Annotated in this window: 18 protein-coding genes; 10 read left to right on the forward strand and 8 right to left on the reverse strand. The window is 68.4% G+C overall.

Features of this window, described 5'->3' with window-relative positions; translation table 11 throughout:
• Positions 1–475: 475 nt before the first annotated feature.
• Positions 476–2,128, reverse strand: a complete 1,653-nt coding sequence (locus J3R08_RS10050) for a condensation domain-containing protein (protein WP_209960905.1) — start codon at positions 2,126–2,128, stop codon at positions 476–478.
• A 75-nt stretch (positions 2,129–2,203) separates the two neighbouring features.
• Here J3R08_RS10050 and J3R08_RS10055 point away from each other — a divergent pair, with 75 nt between their 5' ends.
• The 7 genes from J3R08_RS10055 to J3R08_RS10085 all read left to right on the forward strand — a co-directional run bounded on the left by J3R08_RS10055 (position 2,204) and on the right by J3R08_RS10085 (position 8,317).
• Positions 2,204–3,292 (forward strand): ATP-binding cassette domain-containing protein, encoded by a 1,089-nt coding sequence (locus J3R08_RS10055; RefSeq protein WP_280841839.1) that lies wholly within the window; start codon positions 2,204–2,206, stop codon positions 3,290–3,292.
• 5 nt (positions 3,293–3,297) lie between these two features.
• Complete coding sequence (locus J3R08_RS10060) at positions 3,298–4,131, forward strand: ABC-2 family transporter protein (protein WP_274477875.1); 834 nt, start codon at positions 3,298–3,300, stop codon at positions 4,129–4,131.
• On the forward strand, positions 4,121–4,924 hold the full coding sequence (locus J3R08_RS10065; RefSeq protein ID WP_166457141.1) for an ABC transporter permease: 804 nt from the start codon (positions 4,121–4,123) through the stop codon (positions 4,922–4,924). The genes J3R08_RS10060 and J3R08_RS10065 overlap by 11 nt, the downstream gene beginning before the upstream one ends.
• Positions 4,925–5,036: 112 nt before the next feature.
• Positions 5,037–5,921 carry a hypothetical protein gene (locus tag J3R08_RS10070; protein ID WP_104114715.1) on the forward strand — a complete coding sequence of 295 codons (885 nt, stop codon included), beginning with the start codon at positions 5,037–5,039 and terminating at the stop codon, positions 5,919–5,921.
• A gap of 167 nt (positions 5,922–6,088) precedes the next feature.
• Positions 6,089–7,255 carry an AMP-binding protein gene (locus tag J3R08_RS10075; protein WP_209960907.1) on the forward strand — a complete coding sequence of 389 codons (1,167 nt, stop codon included), beginning with the start codon at positions 6,089–6,091 and terminating at the stop codon, positions 7,253–7,255.
• Positions 7,252–7,986: an SDR family NAD(P)-dependent oxidoreductase gene (locus tag J3R08_RS10080; RefSeq protein ID WP_069087888.1), complete on the forward strand. Its 735-nt coding sequence runs from the start codon at positions 7,252–7,254 to the stop codon at positions 7,984–7,986. The genes J3R08_RS10075 and J3R08_RS10080 overlap by 4 nt, the downstream gene beginning before the upstream one ends.
• A gap of 49 nt (positions 7,987–8,035) precedes the next feature.
• Positions 8,036–8,317, forward strand: a complete 282-nt coding sequence (locus J3R08_RS10085; protein ID WP_209960909.1) for a phosphopantetheine-binding protein — start codon at positions 8,036–8,038, stop codon at positions 8,315–8,317.
• Positions 8,318–8,392: 75 nt separating this feature from the next.
• Here J3R08_RS10085 and J3R08_RS10090 read toward each other — a convergent pair whose 3' ends face one another.
• Positions 8,393–8,869: a MarR family transcriptional regulator gene (locus tag J3R08_RS10090; protein ID WP_231915556.1), complete on the reverse strand. Its 477-nt coding sequence runs from the start codon at positions 8,867–8,869 to the stop codon at positions 8,393–8,395.
• 8 nt (positions 8,870–8,877) lie between these two features.
• Positions 8,878–10,125: an NAD(P)/FAD-dependent oxidoreductase gene (locus J3R08_RS10095; protein WP_043325312.1), complete on the reverse strand. Its 1,248-nt coding sequence runs from the start codon at positions 10,123–10,125 to the stop codon at positions 8,878–8,880.
• A gap of 91 nt (positions 10,126–10,216) precedes the next feature.
• Here J3R08_RS10095 and J3R08_RS10100 point away from each other — a divergent pair, with 91 nt between their 5' ends.
• Both J3R08_RS10100 and J3R08_RS10105 read left to right on the forward strand, forming a co-directional pair.
• On the forward strand, positions 10,217–10,600 hold the full coding sequence (locus tag J3R08_RS10100) for a PadR family transcriptional regulator (protein ID WP_043325311.1): 384 nt from the start codon (positions 10,217–10,219) through the stop codon (positions 10,598–10,600).
• Positions 10,597–11,493 (forward strand): hypothetical protein, encoded by an 897-nt coding sequence (locus J3R08_RS10105; RefSeq protein ID WP_209960911.1) that lies wholly within the window; start codon positions 10,597–10,599, stop codon positions 11,491–11,493. The genes J3R08_RS10100 and J3R08_RS10105 overlap by 4 nt, the downstream gene beginning before the upstream one ends.
• A 178-nt stretch (positions 11,494–11,671) precedes the next feature.
• Here J3R08_RS10105 and J3R08_RS10110 read toward each other — a convergent pair whose 3' ends face one another.
• The 3 genes from J3R08_RS10110 to J3R08_RS10120 all read right to left on the reverse strand — a co-directional run bounded on the left by J3R08_RS10110 (position 11,672) and on the right by J3R08_RS10120 (position 14,231).
• Complete coding sequence (locus tag J3R08_RS10110) at positions 11,672–12,466, reverse strand: matrixin family metalloprotease (RefSeq protein WP_147265144.1); 795 nt, start codon at positions 12,464–12,466, stop codon at positions 11,672–11,674.
• Positions 12,467–12,838: 372 nt separating this feature from the next.
• Entirely contained in the window at positions 12,839–13,066 is a 228-nt protein-coding gene (locus J3R08_RS10115) for a hypothetical protein (RefSeq protein WP_209960913.1), read from the reverse strand.
• Positions 13,067–13,142: 76 nt separating this feature from the next.
• Positions 13,143–14,231 (reverse strand): epoxide hydrolase family protein, encoded by a 1,089-nt coding sequence (locus tag J3R08_RS10120; RefSeq protein WP_043325304.1) that lies wholly within the window; start codon positions 14,229–14,231, stop codon positions 13,143–13,145.
• 406 nt (positions 14,232–14,637) lie between these two features.
• Here J3R08_RS10120 and J3R08_RS10125 point away from each other — a divergent pair, with 406 nt between their 5' ends.
• The gene (locus tag J3R08_RS10125; protein ID WP_209960915.1) at positions 14,638–15,615 is read left to right on the forward strand and encodes a phosphotransferase family protein; all 978 of its coding nucleotides are present in this window, start codon (positions 14,638–14,640) and stop codon (positions 15,613–15,615) included.
• Positions 15,616–15,623: 8 nt separating this feature from the next.
• On the opposite strand, the gene J3R08_RS10130 is transcribed toward J3R08_RS10125, so the two are convergent.
• Both J3R08_RS10130 and J3R08_RS10135 read right to left on the reverse strand, forming a co-directional pair.
• Positions 15,624–16,037 carry a nuclear transport factor 2 family protein gene (locus J3R08_RS10130; RefSeq protein ID WP_209964135.1) on the reverse strand — a complete coding sequence of 138 codons (414 nt, stop codon included), beginning with the start codon at positions 16,035–16,037 and terminating at the stop codon, positions 15,624–15,626.
• Positions 16,038–16,112: 75 nt separating this feature from the next.
• The gene (locus J3R08_RS10135; RefSeq protein WP_209960917.1) at positions 16,113–16,442 is read right to left on the reverse strand and encodes a cupin domain-containing protein; all 330 of its coding nucleotides are present in this window, start codon (positions 16,440–16,442) and stop codon (positions 16,113–16,115) included.
• Positions 16,443–16,445: the final 3 nt, after the last annotated feature.

Genomic DNA, 16,445 nt, shown 5'->3' on the forward strand with positions numbered 1-16,445 from the left:
GGGCTCAGTCGTCGCCTCTCGTGAGTGGAACCGGTCCGATAAATCAGAGAACAACTTGTCGGAAATTTCGGGCTCCGGTGATGCTGCTGGTAATGGGCCGATCCTGAGTGCTCTGGCGGCCCGCGGCATGTGCAACTGTAGCTTCTGACCGCTTGCACAGGTGCCCCGTGGCACCCGGAAATTTCTCGGATTCAATGCGTCGACGCTCTTTTCCCTGCTTGGCGGTCGGTCTCGCTGTGGTGTAGGGCAGGGGGTCACCTACGCGGTCGCGGGTGGCATGCCGTGCGACCCGGTGTCGCGTGCGCAGCTGCGGAACCGCATCAATGCCGCGCCGGGATTCTCGGTGCCTTTCCGTAACTTCCGGGAGTGAGAGGGCCATGGCGACCTGGGCGCCGCCTACCGGTTCGAGAGCGACTGTGGCCTGCTGTCGTCGCGTGCCCGGGCACCCGGGCCGCGAGGCGGTCCACGTCGCTGATCAGTCCTGTACATCCCCTGCCCTCGAGACGAACCGGTGCGGGCGCATGCCGACCCGGCAGCCACGAAGCGCCTCGACGACAACGGCGTCGGAAGGAGCGCTGGTCTCGCGGCCGCTCCGAGGACTGGCCACCATCGCCACCAGGGAAGCCTCACCACCGGGAGTCTCAACCGCAAGTCGTAGGGTCATGCCCGGAAGCGCCGCATGCAGGCGTGCCGCCGTGGTGGGTAGGTGGATCCAGCTGTGGTCGATCTTGACCCAGTCGTCCGTCGCGCGGAACGACACGACGCCGGTCTCCGCGACGAGAGCGTCCGCGCTGAGCTCCGGTCGCAGGACCGCGGTGACGAGAATCGACTCGAACGCACGCAACCACTGCTCCGCCTCGGCGGGAGCGACATAGGCGGTGTCGACGAGCATCAGCACTTCGAGTATGTCGTCGCGGCGGTCCAGGTAGCAGAAGAGGGTGCTCGTGCTGCACTGGTCGCCGCCCAGCCACCGGACGGAGGTCCTGGCCGCTTCCTCCCGTATCCGCGCGGCGTTCGGTGCCTCCGCGGGGAGCGGCACGAACAGTCGGCTGTTGAGCCAGTAGGAGAGATCCAGCGGGAAGCCGCGCCGCTTCTCGACGCGCTCGCGCACCTCCATCAGGCCTCGGTGCGGGAAGCGCCCGGTCAGTGTCGCGTGGTGGATGGCGCCGGCGGATCGCCGCAGCAGTGCGTCGAAGTCGGCGTCGTCGATCGCCACGCAGGTGGGAACGTCCTGGGTGAGGCAACCCACCACGGCAGCCGTGTCCCGACCGGCCCGGTTGCTGACGCACACCTGGAGGTGGGCCCGGCTCAGCCCGCTGACGTGGGCCAGCACGAGGGAGAGGGCCGCGTGGCCGACCGCCGTCTCGCTGACCCCGTGCCGCTTGGCCAGGTGACTCAGGCACCACGCGCCGGCTGACGTCTGCATCACCACGTACCGATAGCGGGGATGCAACGGCTCGACCGGGAGCCGGGGCAGCATGCTCTGAGGCATGCGTGCAAGGCTCCGTTCGTGCCGGAGCAGCGCACGGGCCCCTTCCCGCCGGCCGGCCTCACTGCTCTCCCAGTGGCTGACATCGACGGGGTGGATCGCCGACGGCTCGCCGGCGGAGAAGTCAGCCTGGAGGACGTGGCGGAGGTGCCAGGTCATCCAGTGAGCGCCGAGGTAGTCCGACGCGAGATGGTTGATGGCCAGCAGGACGAAGGCCGGGCCACTCCGATCGGTCAGGATGCCCACGCGAACGGGGAGGTCGTCGGCCCCGAACGGGGTGCCCGCCAGCTCGGCTGCCGATTCGAGAGCCGATGTGAAGGTGGCTGTCACGGCGGTGATCACCGCGACGTGCAGGACTCCCTCGGTTGTGACCCTTTGCTGTGCGGAGGGCGCGTCCGGCTCGAACAGGGTTCGCGCGGACTCGCAGGCCTCGACCATTCCTCTGATGGCGGACGCGACCTCGTCGGCTTTCAGACCCGGCTTGATCCGGTGAGCGAACTTGAGGTTGAGTGAGGCGTTGTTCGGCTGGAGATCCGCCATCAGTTGCGCCATCCTCTGCTGTCCCCAGGTCAGATCGGCGGTTCGCCCGGACGGCGCACGAAAACGAATTTCCAATTTTTCTCCGTCCCGCAGTGACATCTTCTCCGTTGAACAGGACACCGAAAACAATTCGATTCAGAGAGAGGCTTGCGTCGAAGGCTATCGCTGGCATCCGTGCGGGGCAAGGTGGTTGGCGCGGCGATGGAAATGGTGCATGCTCGTCCGGTGACATTGATCCAAGTCGCAGGACTGCGTAAGGTCTTCCGCAAGCCGGAGAAGGCGCCGGGGCTACGCGGTTCCCTCCGGCACCTGCTCCAGCGTAGATTCTCCGAGCACGTCGCTGTGGACGGCATCGATCTGTCTGTGGCACAGGGCGAGGCAGTGGCCTACGTCGGTCCGAACGGCGCCGGCAAGTCCACCACGGTGAAGATGCTTTCCGGGATCCTGGTCCCGACCGCTGGACAGGTCCTCGTCGACGGCTTGGTGCCGTACCGGGCGAGGGTGGAGAACGCGCGACGCGTCGGCGTCGTCTTCGGGCAGCGAACGCAGCTGTGGTGGGACCTGCCCGTACGTGACTCGCTCGAACTGCTGCGGGACATGCACGGTCTGGGCGCCGCGCGGTACCGGGAGACACTGGCCCGCCTCGACGACGTCCTCGGCTTGGCCGACCTTCTCCCGGTGGTCGCCCGTAAGTTGTCGCTGGGGCAACGCATGCGGGCCGACCTCGCCGCGGCGCTGCTCCACGAACCGCGGATCGTCTACCTGGACGAGCCGACGATCGGCTTGGACATCGCGGTGAAGGACCGGGTGCGTTCCTTCGTGCGTCGGCTGGTGGCGGACGGGACGACGGTCATGCTCACCACCCACGACCTCGCCGACATCGAGGACATCTGCCGGCGCATCGTGATCATCGACGCGGGACGTGTGGTGTACGACGGTGACCTGCAGTCGGTGAAGGACACCCATGTCCGCGAGCGGTCGATGTCCTTCGAGCTGGCCGCCGGCTTGGCGGGCGTCGATCGGATCGCCGCGCGACTGCCGGGCGCTCAGGTCCGCGCGGGGTCGGACGACCGCGAGCTCACGGTCACCTTCGACCGGATGACGCTCGGCGCGCGAGAGGTGCTGGCGGCAGTGCTCGCCGAGGCGGAGATCGTCGACATGCACATCGACGAGCCGGCCATCGAGACGGTCGTCCGGAAGGTGTACGCGGGGCAGTTGCGGCCCGAGCCCGGCGGCGGGGTCGATCGGGAGACCGTGTCATGACATTCGTGACCGCCGGTGCGGTGCCGTTGCCGGCTGATACCCGATCACGCCGGATACGTGCCTATCGGAGCATGGCCCGGATGGCGCTGAAGAGCCTTCTCGCCTATCAGACGAGCTTCCTCTTCGGCATGCTGGCCTCGGCGTTCGGCGTCCTGTCCATGCTGTACCTGTGGCGCTCGGCACTCGCCGCCGGCCCTCGGCAAGGATTCGACTGGCCGCAGATGAAGGCGTACCTGTTGGTGGCGTTCGTCGTCGGTTCGCTGGTGTCCAGCTATACCGACTATCGAATGGCCAACCGCATCCAGCAGGGCGACGTGGCCATGGACCTGGTTCGGCCGGTCGACTACCAGTGGTCGCGCCTGGCCGAGAGCGTCGGGTTCGCCGTCTACGAAGCCGGCACGGCGATCGTGGTCGTCCTGGCAGCCGCCGCGATCTTCGGCGGCATGTCGCCGCCGGACCGGGACACCTTGCCGCTGTTCATCCTGTCCGCCTTGCTGGTGCTGCCCCTGCGGTTCGGAATCGTGTACCTGAGCGGTCTGCTCGTCTTCTGGACACAGAACTACGTGGGTGTGCAGGCCGCCCGGATCGCCCTGATCACGCTGTTCTCCGGGGCACTCGTACCGCTGGCCTTCCTGCCCGAGTGGATGCGGGTCATCGCCACGTACCTGCCGTTCGTCGGAATGGCGTCGACCCCGGCGCTGCTCTACACCGGCTCACTGGACGGCAGCGACGCGACGACCGCCGTGCTGGTGCAGGCGGCCTGGGCGGTCGCGCTGTGGTGGCTGGCGCGGTTGATGTGGTCGGCCGCCGCTCGGAAGCTGACGGTCCATGGTGGCTGAAGTACGACGAGCGCTGTGGCTCTACCGCCGTCTGCTCGGTGCCCAGGTGCGCGCCACTCTCCAGTACGAGGCCGACTTCTGGATCATGAGCCTGTCGGCAGTTCTCGTGCAGGCCGTCGGCGTGGTCTTCCTGTGGGCGATCTTCCGGAGCATCCCGGAGATCAACGGCTGGCAGTTCTGGGAAGTCGTGCTCATCTACGCGCTGGTGGTCGTCGCGGAAGGGCTGAGCGTGCTGGTCGCGCAGGGAGCCTGGACTCTCGCGGTGACTGTCAACTTCGGACAGCTGGACGCGATGCTGTTGCGGCCCTATCCACCGGTCCTCCAGGTGCTCAGCTCCGCGGTGGGAATGAACGGACTGGGCAATCTCGTCCTCGGCACCGGTCTGCTGATCGCCGCGGTGCGGCACGTCGACGTCAGTTGGAACGTCGGTCGCGTCGCGCTCGGGCTGCTGCTCGTGGTCGCGGCGGCCGGTGTGAAGATCGGGCTCAACCTCCTCACGAACTGCGCCGCCTTCTGGTTGCGTTCCCCGTACTCCATGTTCGCGTTCTCCATGCACAGCTTCGGGGAACTGGCTCGTTTTCCGGTCACCATCTACGGCCTTGGGGTCCGGATCACCCTTACCGTCGTCCTGCCCTATGCGTTCATGAGCTTCTTCCCCGCCGCGGCTGTCCTCGCGCACGGGCCGGCTCGTTGGCTGGGGCTGCTGACGCCGGTCGTCGCCATCTACTGCCTGTGGATCGGGACGACCGTCTTCCGGTACGGGCTCTCACGATATGAAAGCTCCGGTCACTGATGTGCGAACACATCGGCCGCCACGCCGATTCCGTCGTCCAGTCTCTCGGAGCCCTCGGATGAGTCTCCTCGGAGGGCTGCGGGACGTCGTGCCGACTCCACCCGAGCACCGGGTGTGGATCAGCAGGGCCGAGGCGCTGGACACCTTGCGGTGTACGCCTGAGGAACTGGCGCAACTGGTTGCCGCCGGCCTCGTGGAGGAGGACGGCCGACACGACTACTGCGACGTGTGGAACGTGGGCCTGCTCAGCGGCACCGGACGCAGCAGTCCGGAGCGGATCATGATCTTCTTCGCGAGGATGCTGAAGTCGTACGGCGCGGACTGGGTCTCCGCGCGGGCCTACGAGATCGTCGGCTGGGCCCAGTGTCCCCGCGCGGAGCACTGCCCGTCGTCCGAGTGGAGCGCGCCTGTCCTACCGGACGTGCAGTGGCAGCATGAAGAGATCCAGGCCGGCAGGGCGGAGTGGCGCGGCAGGGTCGAACTGACCGGGAACACCGCCACGGTGCGAGACCCGAGGGTGCGGGAGGTCTGGGACGACCTGCTGCGGCGGTACCGCTTCCACTTCACACCCATGACCCTGTCCTCCGATGTCGCCGGCACCAGGCACCGGGGCGTCGGCGACTGCGACTCGCTGTGTCAGGTACTGATGTCTGAACTGCTGGACCGTGGTGTGGCGGCCGAGCAGGAGTCGGGCTACATCTTCGGAGGCGCACGCCTGGGCCTGCATTCCTGGGTACGGCTCGTGGACACCGACGGGGAGGTCAAGATTCTCGACCCGGCCATGGCCCTGTTGTCCGACCTCTTCTTCACGCCCGAGTACAAGGCGTTCTGCTGCGGGTCCGGCAGTAACCGGGTGCTACGTCGCGCGAGTCGCGAGGGCATGTTCGCGGCTCATCCGTGCGTCACCGAAGACGGCAGGATTTTCTACGAGTTCACGCTCCGGTCGATCCGCCCCGGTCGGGCGCCGGGCCCGCGGTGCAGTGAGGGAGCAGGATGAACGGTCCTGAGGGGGAAGTCGCAGACCATGACGGGACGCGCGGCCGAGCGGGGGCCGCTGCCGTCGGTCGTCCGGTCGTCATCGACGGCCGGTCTCCGCCGCTCACCTCGCACGACCTGCACGCTGACGTTCTCGGCCTGCGACGTCGCGTACCCCGGGGTGCGACCGTGGCCCTGGTGGGGCAGAGTTCCCGCCTGGTCGCCTCAGCCATCGTCGCACTCGAGGGCTGGGCCGCCCGGGTCGAGTTCGTGGGTGACCTGAGTCCGACCGTAGGCTCGGCGGAGGCGGTGGTCCTGCGCGAGGCCGGGGATGATGCCCCAGCTGCCGGCCACGCATCCCACGGCGAACTGTCGGCCGGGGACGCGAGCACCGAAATGCGTACCCTTTGGCGTGTCTTCTCCTCAGGCACGACGGGGACGCCCACCCCGACCGACCACAGTCTCGACTCGCTGACGCGGCGGATTCGCCCGGTACGCCCGGCGCGGAATCCCGGCGACCGCGAGCAGCGGCGGTGGGGTCTCCTGTTCTCTCCTACCCGGATGGCGGGCATCCAGGTCGTCCTCCAGGCGATCCACGGCGACACCCTGGTGGACGCCCACCACGCCGCCGGGCTCGACGAGCGCCTCCAGCTGTTCGCCGGAGCCGGCGTCGACGCACTGTCCGCGACCCCGACGATGTGGCGGATGATTCTGCGCAGCAGGGCCTGTGACGACCTCCGGCTGCAACAGATCACGCTGGGTGGTGAGATCGCGACACAGTCGCTGATCAATGCGTTGCGGCGGCGGTTCGATGCGCGCGTCACGCATGTCTACGCGTCCACCGAGGCCGGTGCCGCCTTCTCGGTGAGCGACGGCAGGGAAGGTTTCCCCCGGCATCTTCTCGAGCCGGCTCCCGGCCGTGTGGCACTGGAGATCCGCGACGGCGTCCTGTTCGTCCGGGCGCCGGGAAGCAGCACGGCGCAGCCGGACGGATTCGTCTGCACGGGCGACCTCGTCGAGCCTCGCGGTGACCGGGTCTACTTCGTCGGCCGGAAGTCGCAGACGGTGAACGTCGGAGGGGACAAGGTCTCGCCGGAGCGGGTCGAGGAGCTGATCCGGCGGCATCCCGCAGTACATGATGCCGTGGTGACGCCCAGGCGCAGCCCGATCACGGGCTGGATCCTGACCGCCCGGGTTGTGCCTTCGCCTCTCGGCAGTGGGCTCGACCCCGACGAACTGCAGTCGGCCCTGCGGTCATTCGTCGCCGACCATCTGCCCCGGTCGCATACTCCCGCCTCGATCACCGCGGTAACCGAGTTCTTCTTGTCGCCCACCGGAAAGGTCAGCAGAGCGTGAACGAGGCGGAATCCCGCGGCGACTGTCCGTATGCGGTAGTGACCGGAACCAGCAGTGGCCTGGGGCGGGCGGTGGCCCGGCGGCTCGGCAGCGACGGATACCGGGTGGTGGGCCTGGCCCGCCGCGAGGTCGAGCCGGAGGAGGTGGGTCCGGGCTATGTCCACGTCCGTGCCGACCTGAGTGATCTGGAGTCCTTGCCCGGCCTGGCACGCGCAATCGTGGAGGCGCACGGCGCCCCCTACGCGCTGGTGAACAACGCCGCTCGCGGCACCGACGGTCTCCTGCCGCTGGTGAAGGACAGAACCATCTGGGAAACAGTGCAACTCGACCTTGTGTCGCCGATGGTTCTGACGAAGCATCTTGTCCGCTCGATGATCTCAGCGGGCCGGGGACGCGTGGTCAACGTCTCCTCGATCGTTGCCTCGACGGGATTCCGCGGTCTGTCCGTCTACGGGGCGGCGAAAGCGGGTTTGGAGGGGTTCACCCGTTCGCTGGCCCGCGACGTAGGGCGGCGCGGCGTGACGGTCAATGCGGTGGCGCCGGGCTTCCTTGACACCGAGATGACCGGCGCCCTGGGGGCGGAGAGCCAGGCGCGCATCAAGGGGCGCAGTCCGATCGGCCGGTTCGCACGTCTCGACGAAGTAGCCGCCGCAGTGACCTACCTTCTTTCCCCGGATGCCGCCGGTGTGACCGGAACGCTGATCACCGTGGACGGCGGCTCCACCGCATGAGGCCCGGACCGGAAATGTGGACGGACAAACACGTAGGGAAGGTGGCGCAGTGCTCGAGCGGGAACGTGTAGCGGAGATCGTTCTTCGTGAAGTGGTCAAGCTGATCAAAGAGGAAGGGGGCGAGGACGGCGACGTCAGCCTGCAGAGCGGCCTGGCCGACAGCGGCTTGGACAGTCTCGCCTTCGCCGTCCTCGTTACGCGGCTCGAACAGTCGATGGGATTTGATCCCTTCCTCGCGTTGGAGGACGAGATCTTCCCCCGGACGGTGGGGGAGTTGGTGGAGGTCTACGTCGGCAATCAAATGGAGAGCGTCCCACCTCACAGGGAATGACTGCCGCTCCCCGGCAGGTTGGACGACTTCCCAAGGGAGCCCATCGGCGCGCCGTCGTCACGGGCGACGGCCGGGCTACTCGGTGTCGCCGTCGCGGAGGTGGTCCAACTCGGCGAGGTACATTGCCTGCAGGCGGTCGTGGTGCCGGACCAGCAGCCGGACCTCCTCGGCGCTGTAGCCCTCGACGAGCCGTTCCGCCCGCTCGGCGAAACGCTCGTACGGCCGCTCCAGGTCGGCGATCCGCTCCGGCCGTATGGTGACGACGACCCGCCGCCGGTCTGCCGGGTCGCGCTCGGCCGTCACGTAACCGGCCTGCTGGAGCCGGCGGAGCATGCTGGTGACCGCACCGGTGGTGAGGCTGGTCCGCTCGGCGATCTGCCCCGCGGTGGCGGAGCCGATGTCCGCCAGGTAGTCCAGGCACTCCAGGTCGCTCACGGCGAGGCCCAGCCGCTCCGCGATGGCGTACCGGAACACCATGGACAGCCGCGACGTCTCCCGCCCGGCGCGCATGAGGTCGGTGATCGCGGAGGCGCGGGCCGGATCGTGGGACATGCGGGCAATCATGCCTCCGGCACGGTGACCCGGTGCAGCCGAGGTAGCACGCGGGTCAGCACCCAGTGTGGCGCGGCCGCGCCCCCGGTGAGGCGGCGCATCAGCCCGGAGGCGGTGTCGACGGCGCGGAAGGCGTAGTCCGTCATCTCGTCCTGGTAGGCGGCGATCGCCTCCTCCGCCGAGGTGGCGCCCGCCCGCGCCTCGACCAGCCGGCGGCCGAGCAGGGCGGCGTCGCGGAGCGCGGTGTTGCCGCCGTGGGCGCCGAACGGTGGCATGACGTGTACGGCGTCACCCATCATCGTGGCCCGTGGCACCGCCCACCGGTGCGGCCGTCGGCCGGTGGCGAAGAGGTTGAGCACCGTGGCGTCCAGCTCGGCGGTGTCGACCAGGCGCCGGATGAGCGGATGGAAGTCCGTACTCAATCGGTCGGCCAGTTTCCACAGCGCCAGCAGGTTCCCGCGGACGTCGGCCGGCAGTTCCTCCTGCCGGAGCAGCAGGCCCCACATGACGTAGTCGTCGCCGCTGGGCGCGTAGTTGCCCGGGGCCAGGCGTGCGAACGCCGCCTGCGGGCTCTCGCCGAACCGCATGGAGGTGAAGAAGAAGGCGCTGCCGGGCCGGTCGGCGATGGCCAGGACCCCGCTGGTACGCAGTGCGTCGGGGATGACGCTCTCGCCGTTACGCAGCAGGGGAGAGCGGCCGTAGATCCCCGCCATCGAGGTGTTCGCCGGGTCCGCGTCCGGCATGAGCTGCGGTCGCAGGGCCGAGCCGACGCCGTCCGCGCCCACCACGACGGTTGCCGCGGCGGCCTCGCCGTCGGAGAACCGCAGTCGAAGCCCTGCCGGGCCGCCGCTCTCCACCGCGACGGCGTCCTTGCCGTAGTGGATGCGCCCGTTCAACCCGGACTGCAGGATCGACCGCAGGGTCAGCCGGTCGACCTGGCGGGTCGCGCCCGGCTCGTCCTTGAACGTGATGGTGAAGGCGTCCCGCAGCCGGCTGTTGGTGAAGCGCAGGTGACCGCCGGGCTCGTCGCCGGTGGCCAGCGCCAGGTGGTAGAGCGAGCGGGGCAGGCTCTCGCGAAGCGCCTCCAGCCCGTACCGGTCGAGAATGATCCGGTAACCCTGCCGCCGGATGAAGGGGCCCGGGTCCCGCTCGTAGACGTGCACGTCGATGCCGGCGCGCGTCAGGTACTGGGCGAGGCAGAGGCCGGAGAGGCCGGCGCCGGCGATCGCCACCGAGAAGTCCGTCGATGTGCTCATGCAATTACCTTAATCATTAAGATAATTTGGGCAAGGGTCACTGTGAACAGTCACCTTGGACGGATACTCAAGTTGGTTGTATATTCGGCTCATGGGATCGGCTTCGCGTCCCGCGCTACGGGAACCGTCGTACTTCGTCCTCGCCGCTCTGCTCGGCGGGCCGCTCCACGGCTATGCCGTGATCAAGCGGGTCAAAGAGCTGTCCGACGGGCGGGTGACCCTCGCCGCCGGGTCGCTGTACTCCGTGATCGACCGGCTGCTCGGCGAGGGCCTCGTCACCGCCGACGGTGAGGAGATCGTCAACGGGCGTGCCCGTCGCTACTACCGGCTCACCGACGAGGGCTGTCTCGTACTCACCGAAGAGGCCGACCGGCTCGCCCAGGCCGCCCGGGTGGTCATGGATCGCCTGCCGCGCCGGGTCCAATCGCAGGCAAGTGCCCGTCACCCTTCTACCGCGAGGATCAGACCAGCATGAGTTCCGATGTCCTGGAGAAGCGCTACCGGATGCTGCTGCGGGCCTACCCCGCCGACTACCGCCGCGAACGCGCCGACGAGCTGATCGACACGCTGATCGGCGACGAACCCACCACCCGCCGCTGGCCCAGCGCCCGGGAGGCTGCCTCGCTCGTCCGGGGCGGCCTGCGGGTGTACGGCGGCGGCACCGCGCCCCGGCCCACCGCCGTGCTGTTCTGGCAGGGCATCCACCTCGGCGCCCTCGCGGTGCTGGCGCTGGGTGTCCTCATCGGCCTGGACGACATCGTCGAGGCGTTCCAGTTCGGCGGACTCTCGGACCCTCTGACCGTCCTGCGGAATCAGGGCATCCACGAGATCGTGCTGATCGCCGCGCTGGTGGCGCTCGTCGCGGGCCGCGCCCGTACCGCCGCCGTTCTGGCGGTGACCGCGGCGGTGGTGCCGACCGTGATCTCGCAGTACCTGTTCCTCAACGGCCTGCCGCAGTGGTGGGCGCCGGTCGTCGCCACGCCGCTGATCGTGCTGGGGCTGCGGCGTCCGGCGGACGTGCCGCCGGCGCCCCGGGCCAACGCCGTCCTGGTCACCGCCGGCATCCTCGCCCTGCATCTCATCCCCGCGGGCGGCCTCCGCATGGCCGACGCCGGTCCGCGGATCGTCGTCGCCGTCATGGTCGTCGCCGGGATTGCCGCATTCCTGTGGGTGGCCACGGCCGACCAGCGGCTGCTGATCGCCGTCGTCCCCACCCTCCTGCTGGGTACGCTCCACCAGTTGGACAACAGCGGGTTGACGGGGGAGTTGCTGCGCCGGCCGGACGCCCTGCCGTCCCTGGTCGTCGCGGTCCTGATGGCTGTCGTCGCGGTCGTGTCGACCCGGCAGCGGCAGCGCACCCGAGCCTGACCAACTCGCGGGTGGTCCACAACGGCGGCCGGCAGGGATCTGTAGCCGACTGTGGCACACGGCCACCGCACGTTCATCGGCGGTCCTCAGACCATCGATGAACGTGCGGTGGCCGTCCTCATGGCTCGCCACACCCAACGCCGAAGTCGAGCGACGCCGGAGTACTACGGCTTGCCTGTCAGTACAAGGTGCCCATCCCGGTAAGATCACCGCTCCGCTTGACTCGCTTATTCACTCCCGTGCCGAGCGTCGGGAACATCACCGGATAAGAGCTGCCCGTGTAGTGCGCCAAGCCAAAGCCGTGCCCAGCCTCATGCGTGGCAACGGAGATGAGGTCGAAACGCCCCGCAGGGACAGTCCCGGAAAGGCCGGTGAACCAGTTCGTGACCCGGTTGTTGAATGCTATGTCGACCTCTACCCTGAGGCCGGAGCCGTCGACCCACGAGTAGGTGGCTCCCAAGATGTCCGGATCAAATCCGGCCCATCCGACTACATTTCCGTTGTCCCTCGTTCCCCACGTGTAGCGGGTGGTTGACCCTCGATAGTCGGCGAAGGCGAACGTGTAGTACGTGCCGCATGCGGAAGAAGTGTCAGTTATGAATTGGAAGCCGTACTTGATGGCTTGAAGCGCGTCCGAGGCCGGCTGCGACCGGCTGTTGTAGGTCCACGGAAACACAGATTGCTGCCATACGCCGCCGCTGAAGTTGTATTCGTAGGAGCTTCCGCAGTACGCAGGCACAGCTGCGAGCCCAGATGACTGAGTCTTCGCTGCCCCGGCTGGTTCTGGGTGCTTGGTGGCTGGTTCTGCGCGTTTGGCGAGGATGCGCTTGAGAGCGCCCGCTGTGGCAGTGGATCCAAGCGCGGGCGTCTCGTCGATCTGCAACGCCAGCTGACCGTCGGTCGCCCGATAGACAGAAGCAGCGCTCGGGCCCGTCGAGCCGGGCGTCCGCAGAACCTGCACGATGGCGACCATGCCTGGCTCCGGAACTGCAACCTCGAGACCCTCGGCGACTCGGACGACGGTGTCCGAAGCCAATTGGCAAGAAGTGCCGACCGACTTGATCTCGCTTGGTGACAAGGTTGAGCTGCATGGAATCTCGGCAGCGAACGACGGCGTCGTCGGCATCAAAGCGACCGCAGGCATCAAAGCGGTTAATGCGATTACGGTGCCAACTGACCTACTACGGCCTTCTTTTCGAGCCATGGAACACCCAACCCCCGTTGAGAGACATAGTCTTAAATTTTTGGATGTCTGGACACTGTACGAGGCCGGGTTCCCTTAGTCAAGATTCAGGTCCTTCGCCCGTGCGCGACAACTGGACAGGACGAGGCAGCAGGAAGCTCCTCAGTGCGGAAATTGCGTCTGGTCGATCATGTGTCCACGCAGGAGCTTCAGCGTGACGCTCCTGATAACCCCGTACGCCATGAGGCCGCCGCCTCCACCTGCCTTCGGGCGGACGGAGGCGGCGGCCTCTTTGGTCGTTTCCGCGCCGGCTGCCGCAGCATGCCCGCGCGCCATCTCCGAGCGGCGGGCGGGTAGCTGGTCGACGTGGGCGGCGACGATCGCGGCCACCCGGCTCCTGCGGCGCGCCAGCTGGCACCACCAGGTACCGGTCCGGGTCGGCGGTGCCGCCGGTTGAGCTACTGGATCACCGCAGCGCGCTGAAGAAGGCGCGCAGGTCGGCAGCGAGCAGGTCGGGCTCTTCCTGGGCGAAGAAGTGGCCGCCGACGGTGGGCTCGCGCCAGTGGGTGAGGTTGGCGTAGGTGCGTTCGGCGAACGACCGGGGCAGGCCAGCGTCCTCCACGCTGACCGTGATACCGGCGGGCACGGCGACGATCGGCAGTGGTGGGGCCAGGCGGTCGTCACGGTAGGGCCGGAAGGACGTGCCGATGCAGTTGGTGACCCAGTACAGCATCACGGTGGTCAGCAGTTCGTCGAAGCCGAACCGGCGGGAGATGTCGCCGCCGCAGTCGCTCCAGCGCTGGTACTTCTCGATGATCCATGCGGCCAGTCCGGACGGCGAGTCGCTCAGCGCGGCCGCAAGGGTGTCGGGCCGTGTCTCCTGGATGATTCCGTAGCCCCAGTCATCCTGGGCCTTCGCGTCGAGCATGGCGACGAACGCCTCCTCGGCTGGGCTGAGGTCGCCCCTGCGGTCCGCCGGCGGGAACTTGATGTGCTGCGAGAAGACCCCGATGACCCGATCTGCGTGGCGGGCGCCGAGCCACGTCGACACGCCGGACCCGATGTCGCCACCGTAGGCGCCGAAGCGGTCGTAGCCCAGACGGGTCATCAGCTCAGCCCACACGTCCGCGACAGCCGCCTCGGTCGTCGGGCCCTCGGCGAGTGGTCCGGAGAAGACGAAGCCCGGCAGGCTCGGTATGACGAGGTCGAAGTCTGCGAGCCGGGACACCAGGGGCAGCATCTCCGTGTACGTGCTGGGCCAGCCATGGGTCAGGATCAGCGCCGTGGCGTCGGGCGATGCCGAGCGGACATGAACGAAGTGGACCGGCGTGCCCCGGACCGTGGTGACGAACTGAGGGTGCCGATTGAGGGCACGCTCGACCGCACGCCAGTCGAATCCGTCGAGCCAGTACCGCACCAGACCTGCCAGGTACCCAGGGTCGGTGCCGGCGGCCCACGGCTCTCCTGGGGCGGCCGGCGCGAGCCTTGTCCGCGAGAGCCGAGCCCGCAGGTCGTCCAGGACGGCTTCGGGCACATCGATGTGGAAGGGCGTCACCTGATCATGATTCCATCGCAAGGAGTCACTCGGCAGCCGCCCGAATGGGCAGGCTGCAGACTCGATCTCCGATCCGGGCGAGACATCCCCGACACCGAGGTCCTCGTCGACGGCTACGCCTACGGCTCGTTGTCCATGACGGCCTACACCCTGGGCATGTCCTGTCCACCAGCTGCCGGCCGGGGCGGATCCCCGCAGCCACCGCCTGGCCTGCCGCCGGACGGCTCCAACATCTGCGGAAGCGCCGGCTGCTCGGTGGCACCACCGATGAAGCCGACCTGCATCAGCAGCGCGAACACGGTCAGCGCCGGGGCGGGCCGGTCCGCGAAGTCCGCTGCGTCAACTCGGTTGTGTGCCGCTGCCCCGGCCTGGCAGCCTGGCTGCCTCGATCTGACGAGAGGCGGCCATGACGCGGACCTTCCTGCAGCCGGACGATCTGCACGACCTCGTGTCGGACCAGTTCGGCTCCGACCGGCGGCTCGTTGCCCTGGACCGGCTGACGGGCGGCACCAAGAAGGGCGTCTACCGGCTCCGGCTGGACGACCGGACAACAGTGATGCTGTACGTGTGGGCCGCGGACGAGAACTACTGGCCCCCGTCACCGACCGTCCCGGACGACCCGTTCACCGATGCGTCGGGCGCGGATCTCTTCGCCGCCGGTCACGCGGCGCTCACCGCGGCAGGAGTGCGTGTCCCGCATCTTATGATGATCGACCGGGACGGCCGCTACCTCGAGGCCGACATCGCGCTTGTCGAAGACGCCGGCGCGCTGCGGCTGGAGGCGGTGCTGGAACACGATCCGGCCACCGCCGCCGCCCCGCTGGCCGCGCTCGGTGACGCCCTGCGCCGGATGCACACCGCCTTCGGACCGCACTACGGCAAGGTCGCGGCCGTCGCGCGAGGTGAGGCGTCCCAGACGCGGCGCACGGAGGACGTTGTCGTCGACCGGGCGCTCGGCCACCTCGACGCGGCAGCGGCCCGCGACGCCCGGCTGGCCGACGCCCATCACCGGATCACCGCCCACGTACGCCACCTCAGGAGCGCGGTCACCCCGCGCGTGGAGTACGGGCTGGTGCACGGTGAACTCGGCCCGGATCACGTGCTCGTCACGCCGGCCGGCGAGGCCGTCATGATCGATTTCGAGGGGCTGACGTACTTCGATGTCGAATGGGATCATGCCTGGCTGCAGATGCGCTTCGGCGAAGCGTATTCGGCGCTGCGTCCGGTCGATCTCGATCCCCACCGGCTGGAGCTCTACCGGTACGCGCAGACGTTGTCCTTGATCGAAGGGCCACTGCGGATCGCGGACACCGACTTCCCGGACCGGAAGTGGATGCTCGACCTGGCCGAGTGGAACATCACCAAGGCGCTCGCCGCGACCTGACGGCAGCCTCAGTCGGCCGGACCGACGTGTGCCGCGAGCAGGCGCCACCCCTCGTTTTTGTCGAGGATCCATGTGCGCGTGTAGCGGACCCGGGCGAGAAACGGCTCGCCGGCGAGGGTGCCCTCCACGGTGCCGAGGAACCACGTCACACCGGTGCCGCCGGCCACGAGGACCGCCAGGTGCTCCTCGTCCACCCGGGTCATCGTCTGCTGCCCGGATCGGTGCACGTGCAGGTCGTCCTGCTTGGAGTAGAGGCGGCCGTCCGGCCCGGTGAACACGAGCCGGTCATCGATCAACCGATCCAGCGCCGCGACGTCGGAGGACAGTTGAGCACGTTGAAGACGCCGTTCGGCGGCGCGTAGAGCTTCGACGCCGGGGAGATCCGCGCCGCCGTTCCCCGTGGGGTGATCATCGGTGTCCATCGACGACAACGTAACAGCGATTATCCGGGAGCGCTGACCGCCTGTACTGGTCAGCGGGGACGGCGGGTTCGCCGGTCAGCGCTTGGCGACGGTGAGCAGCACCGCCGAGTCCTCGAGCGCCTCCAGCGTGTGCCGGCGGTCCGGCACGATCAGCAGATCGCCGGGTGCGCCGTCCCAGGACGTCTCGCCGGCGCCGAGCCGGACCCGGCCGTGCAGCACGTGGACGGTGGCCTCGCCGGGGTTCTCGTGCTCGCCGAGCATCTGCCCGGCGGTCAGCGCGATCACCGTCTGGCGGAGCCTGTGCTCGTGGCCGCCGTAGACGGTGGAGCTGCTGCGGCCGCTGGAGGAGGCGTGCGCGAGCTTGAGCTGTTCGCGGGCCAGTGCGGTCAGGGATGACTTCTGCACGAG

Origin of the sequence: Micromonospora sp. HB375, from assembly GCF_017872985.1 — a bacterium.
In the GTDB taxonomy this organism is placed as follows: domain Bacteria; phylum Actinomycetota; class Actinomycetes; order Mycobacteriales; family Micromonosporaceae; genus Micromonospora; species Micromonospora chalcea.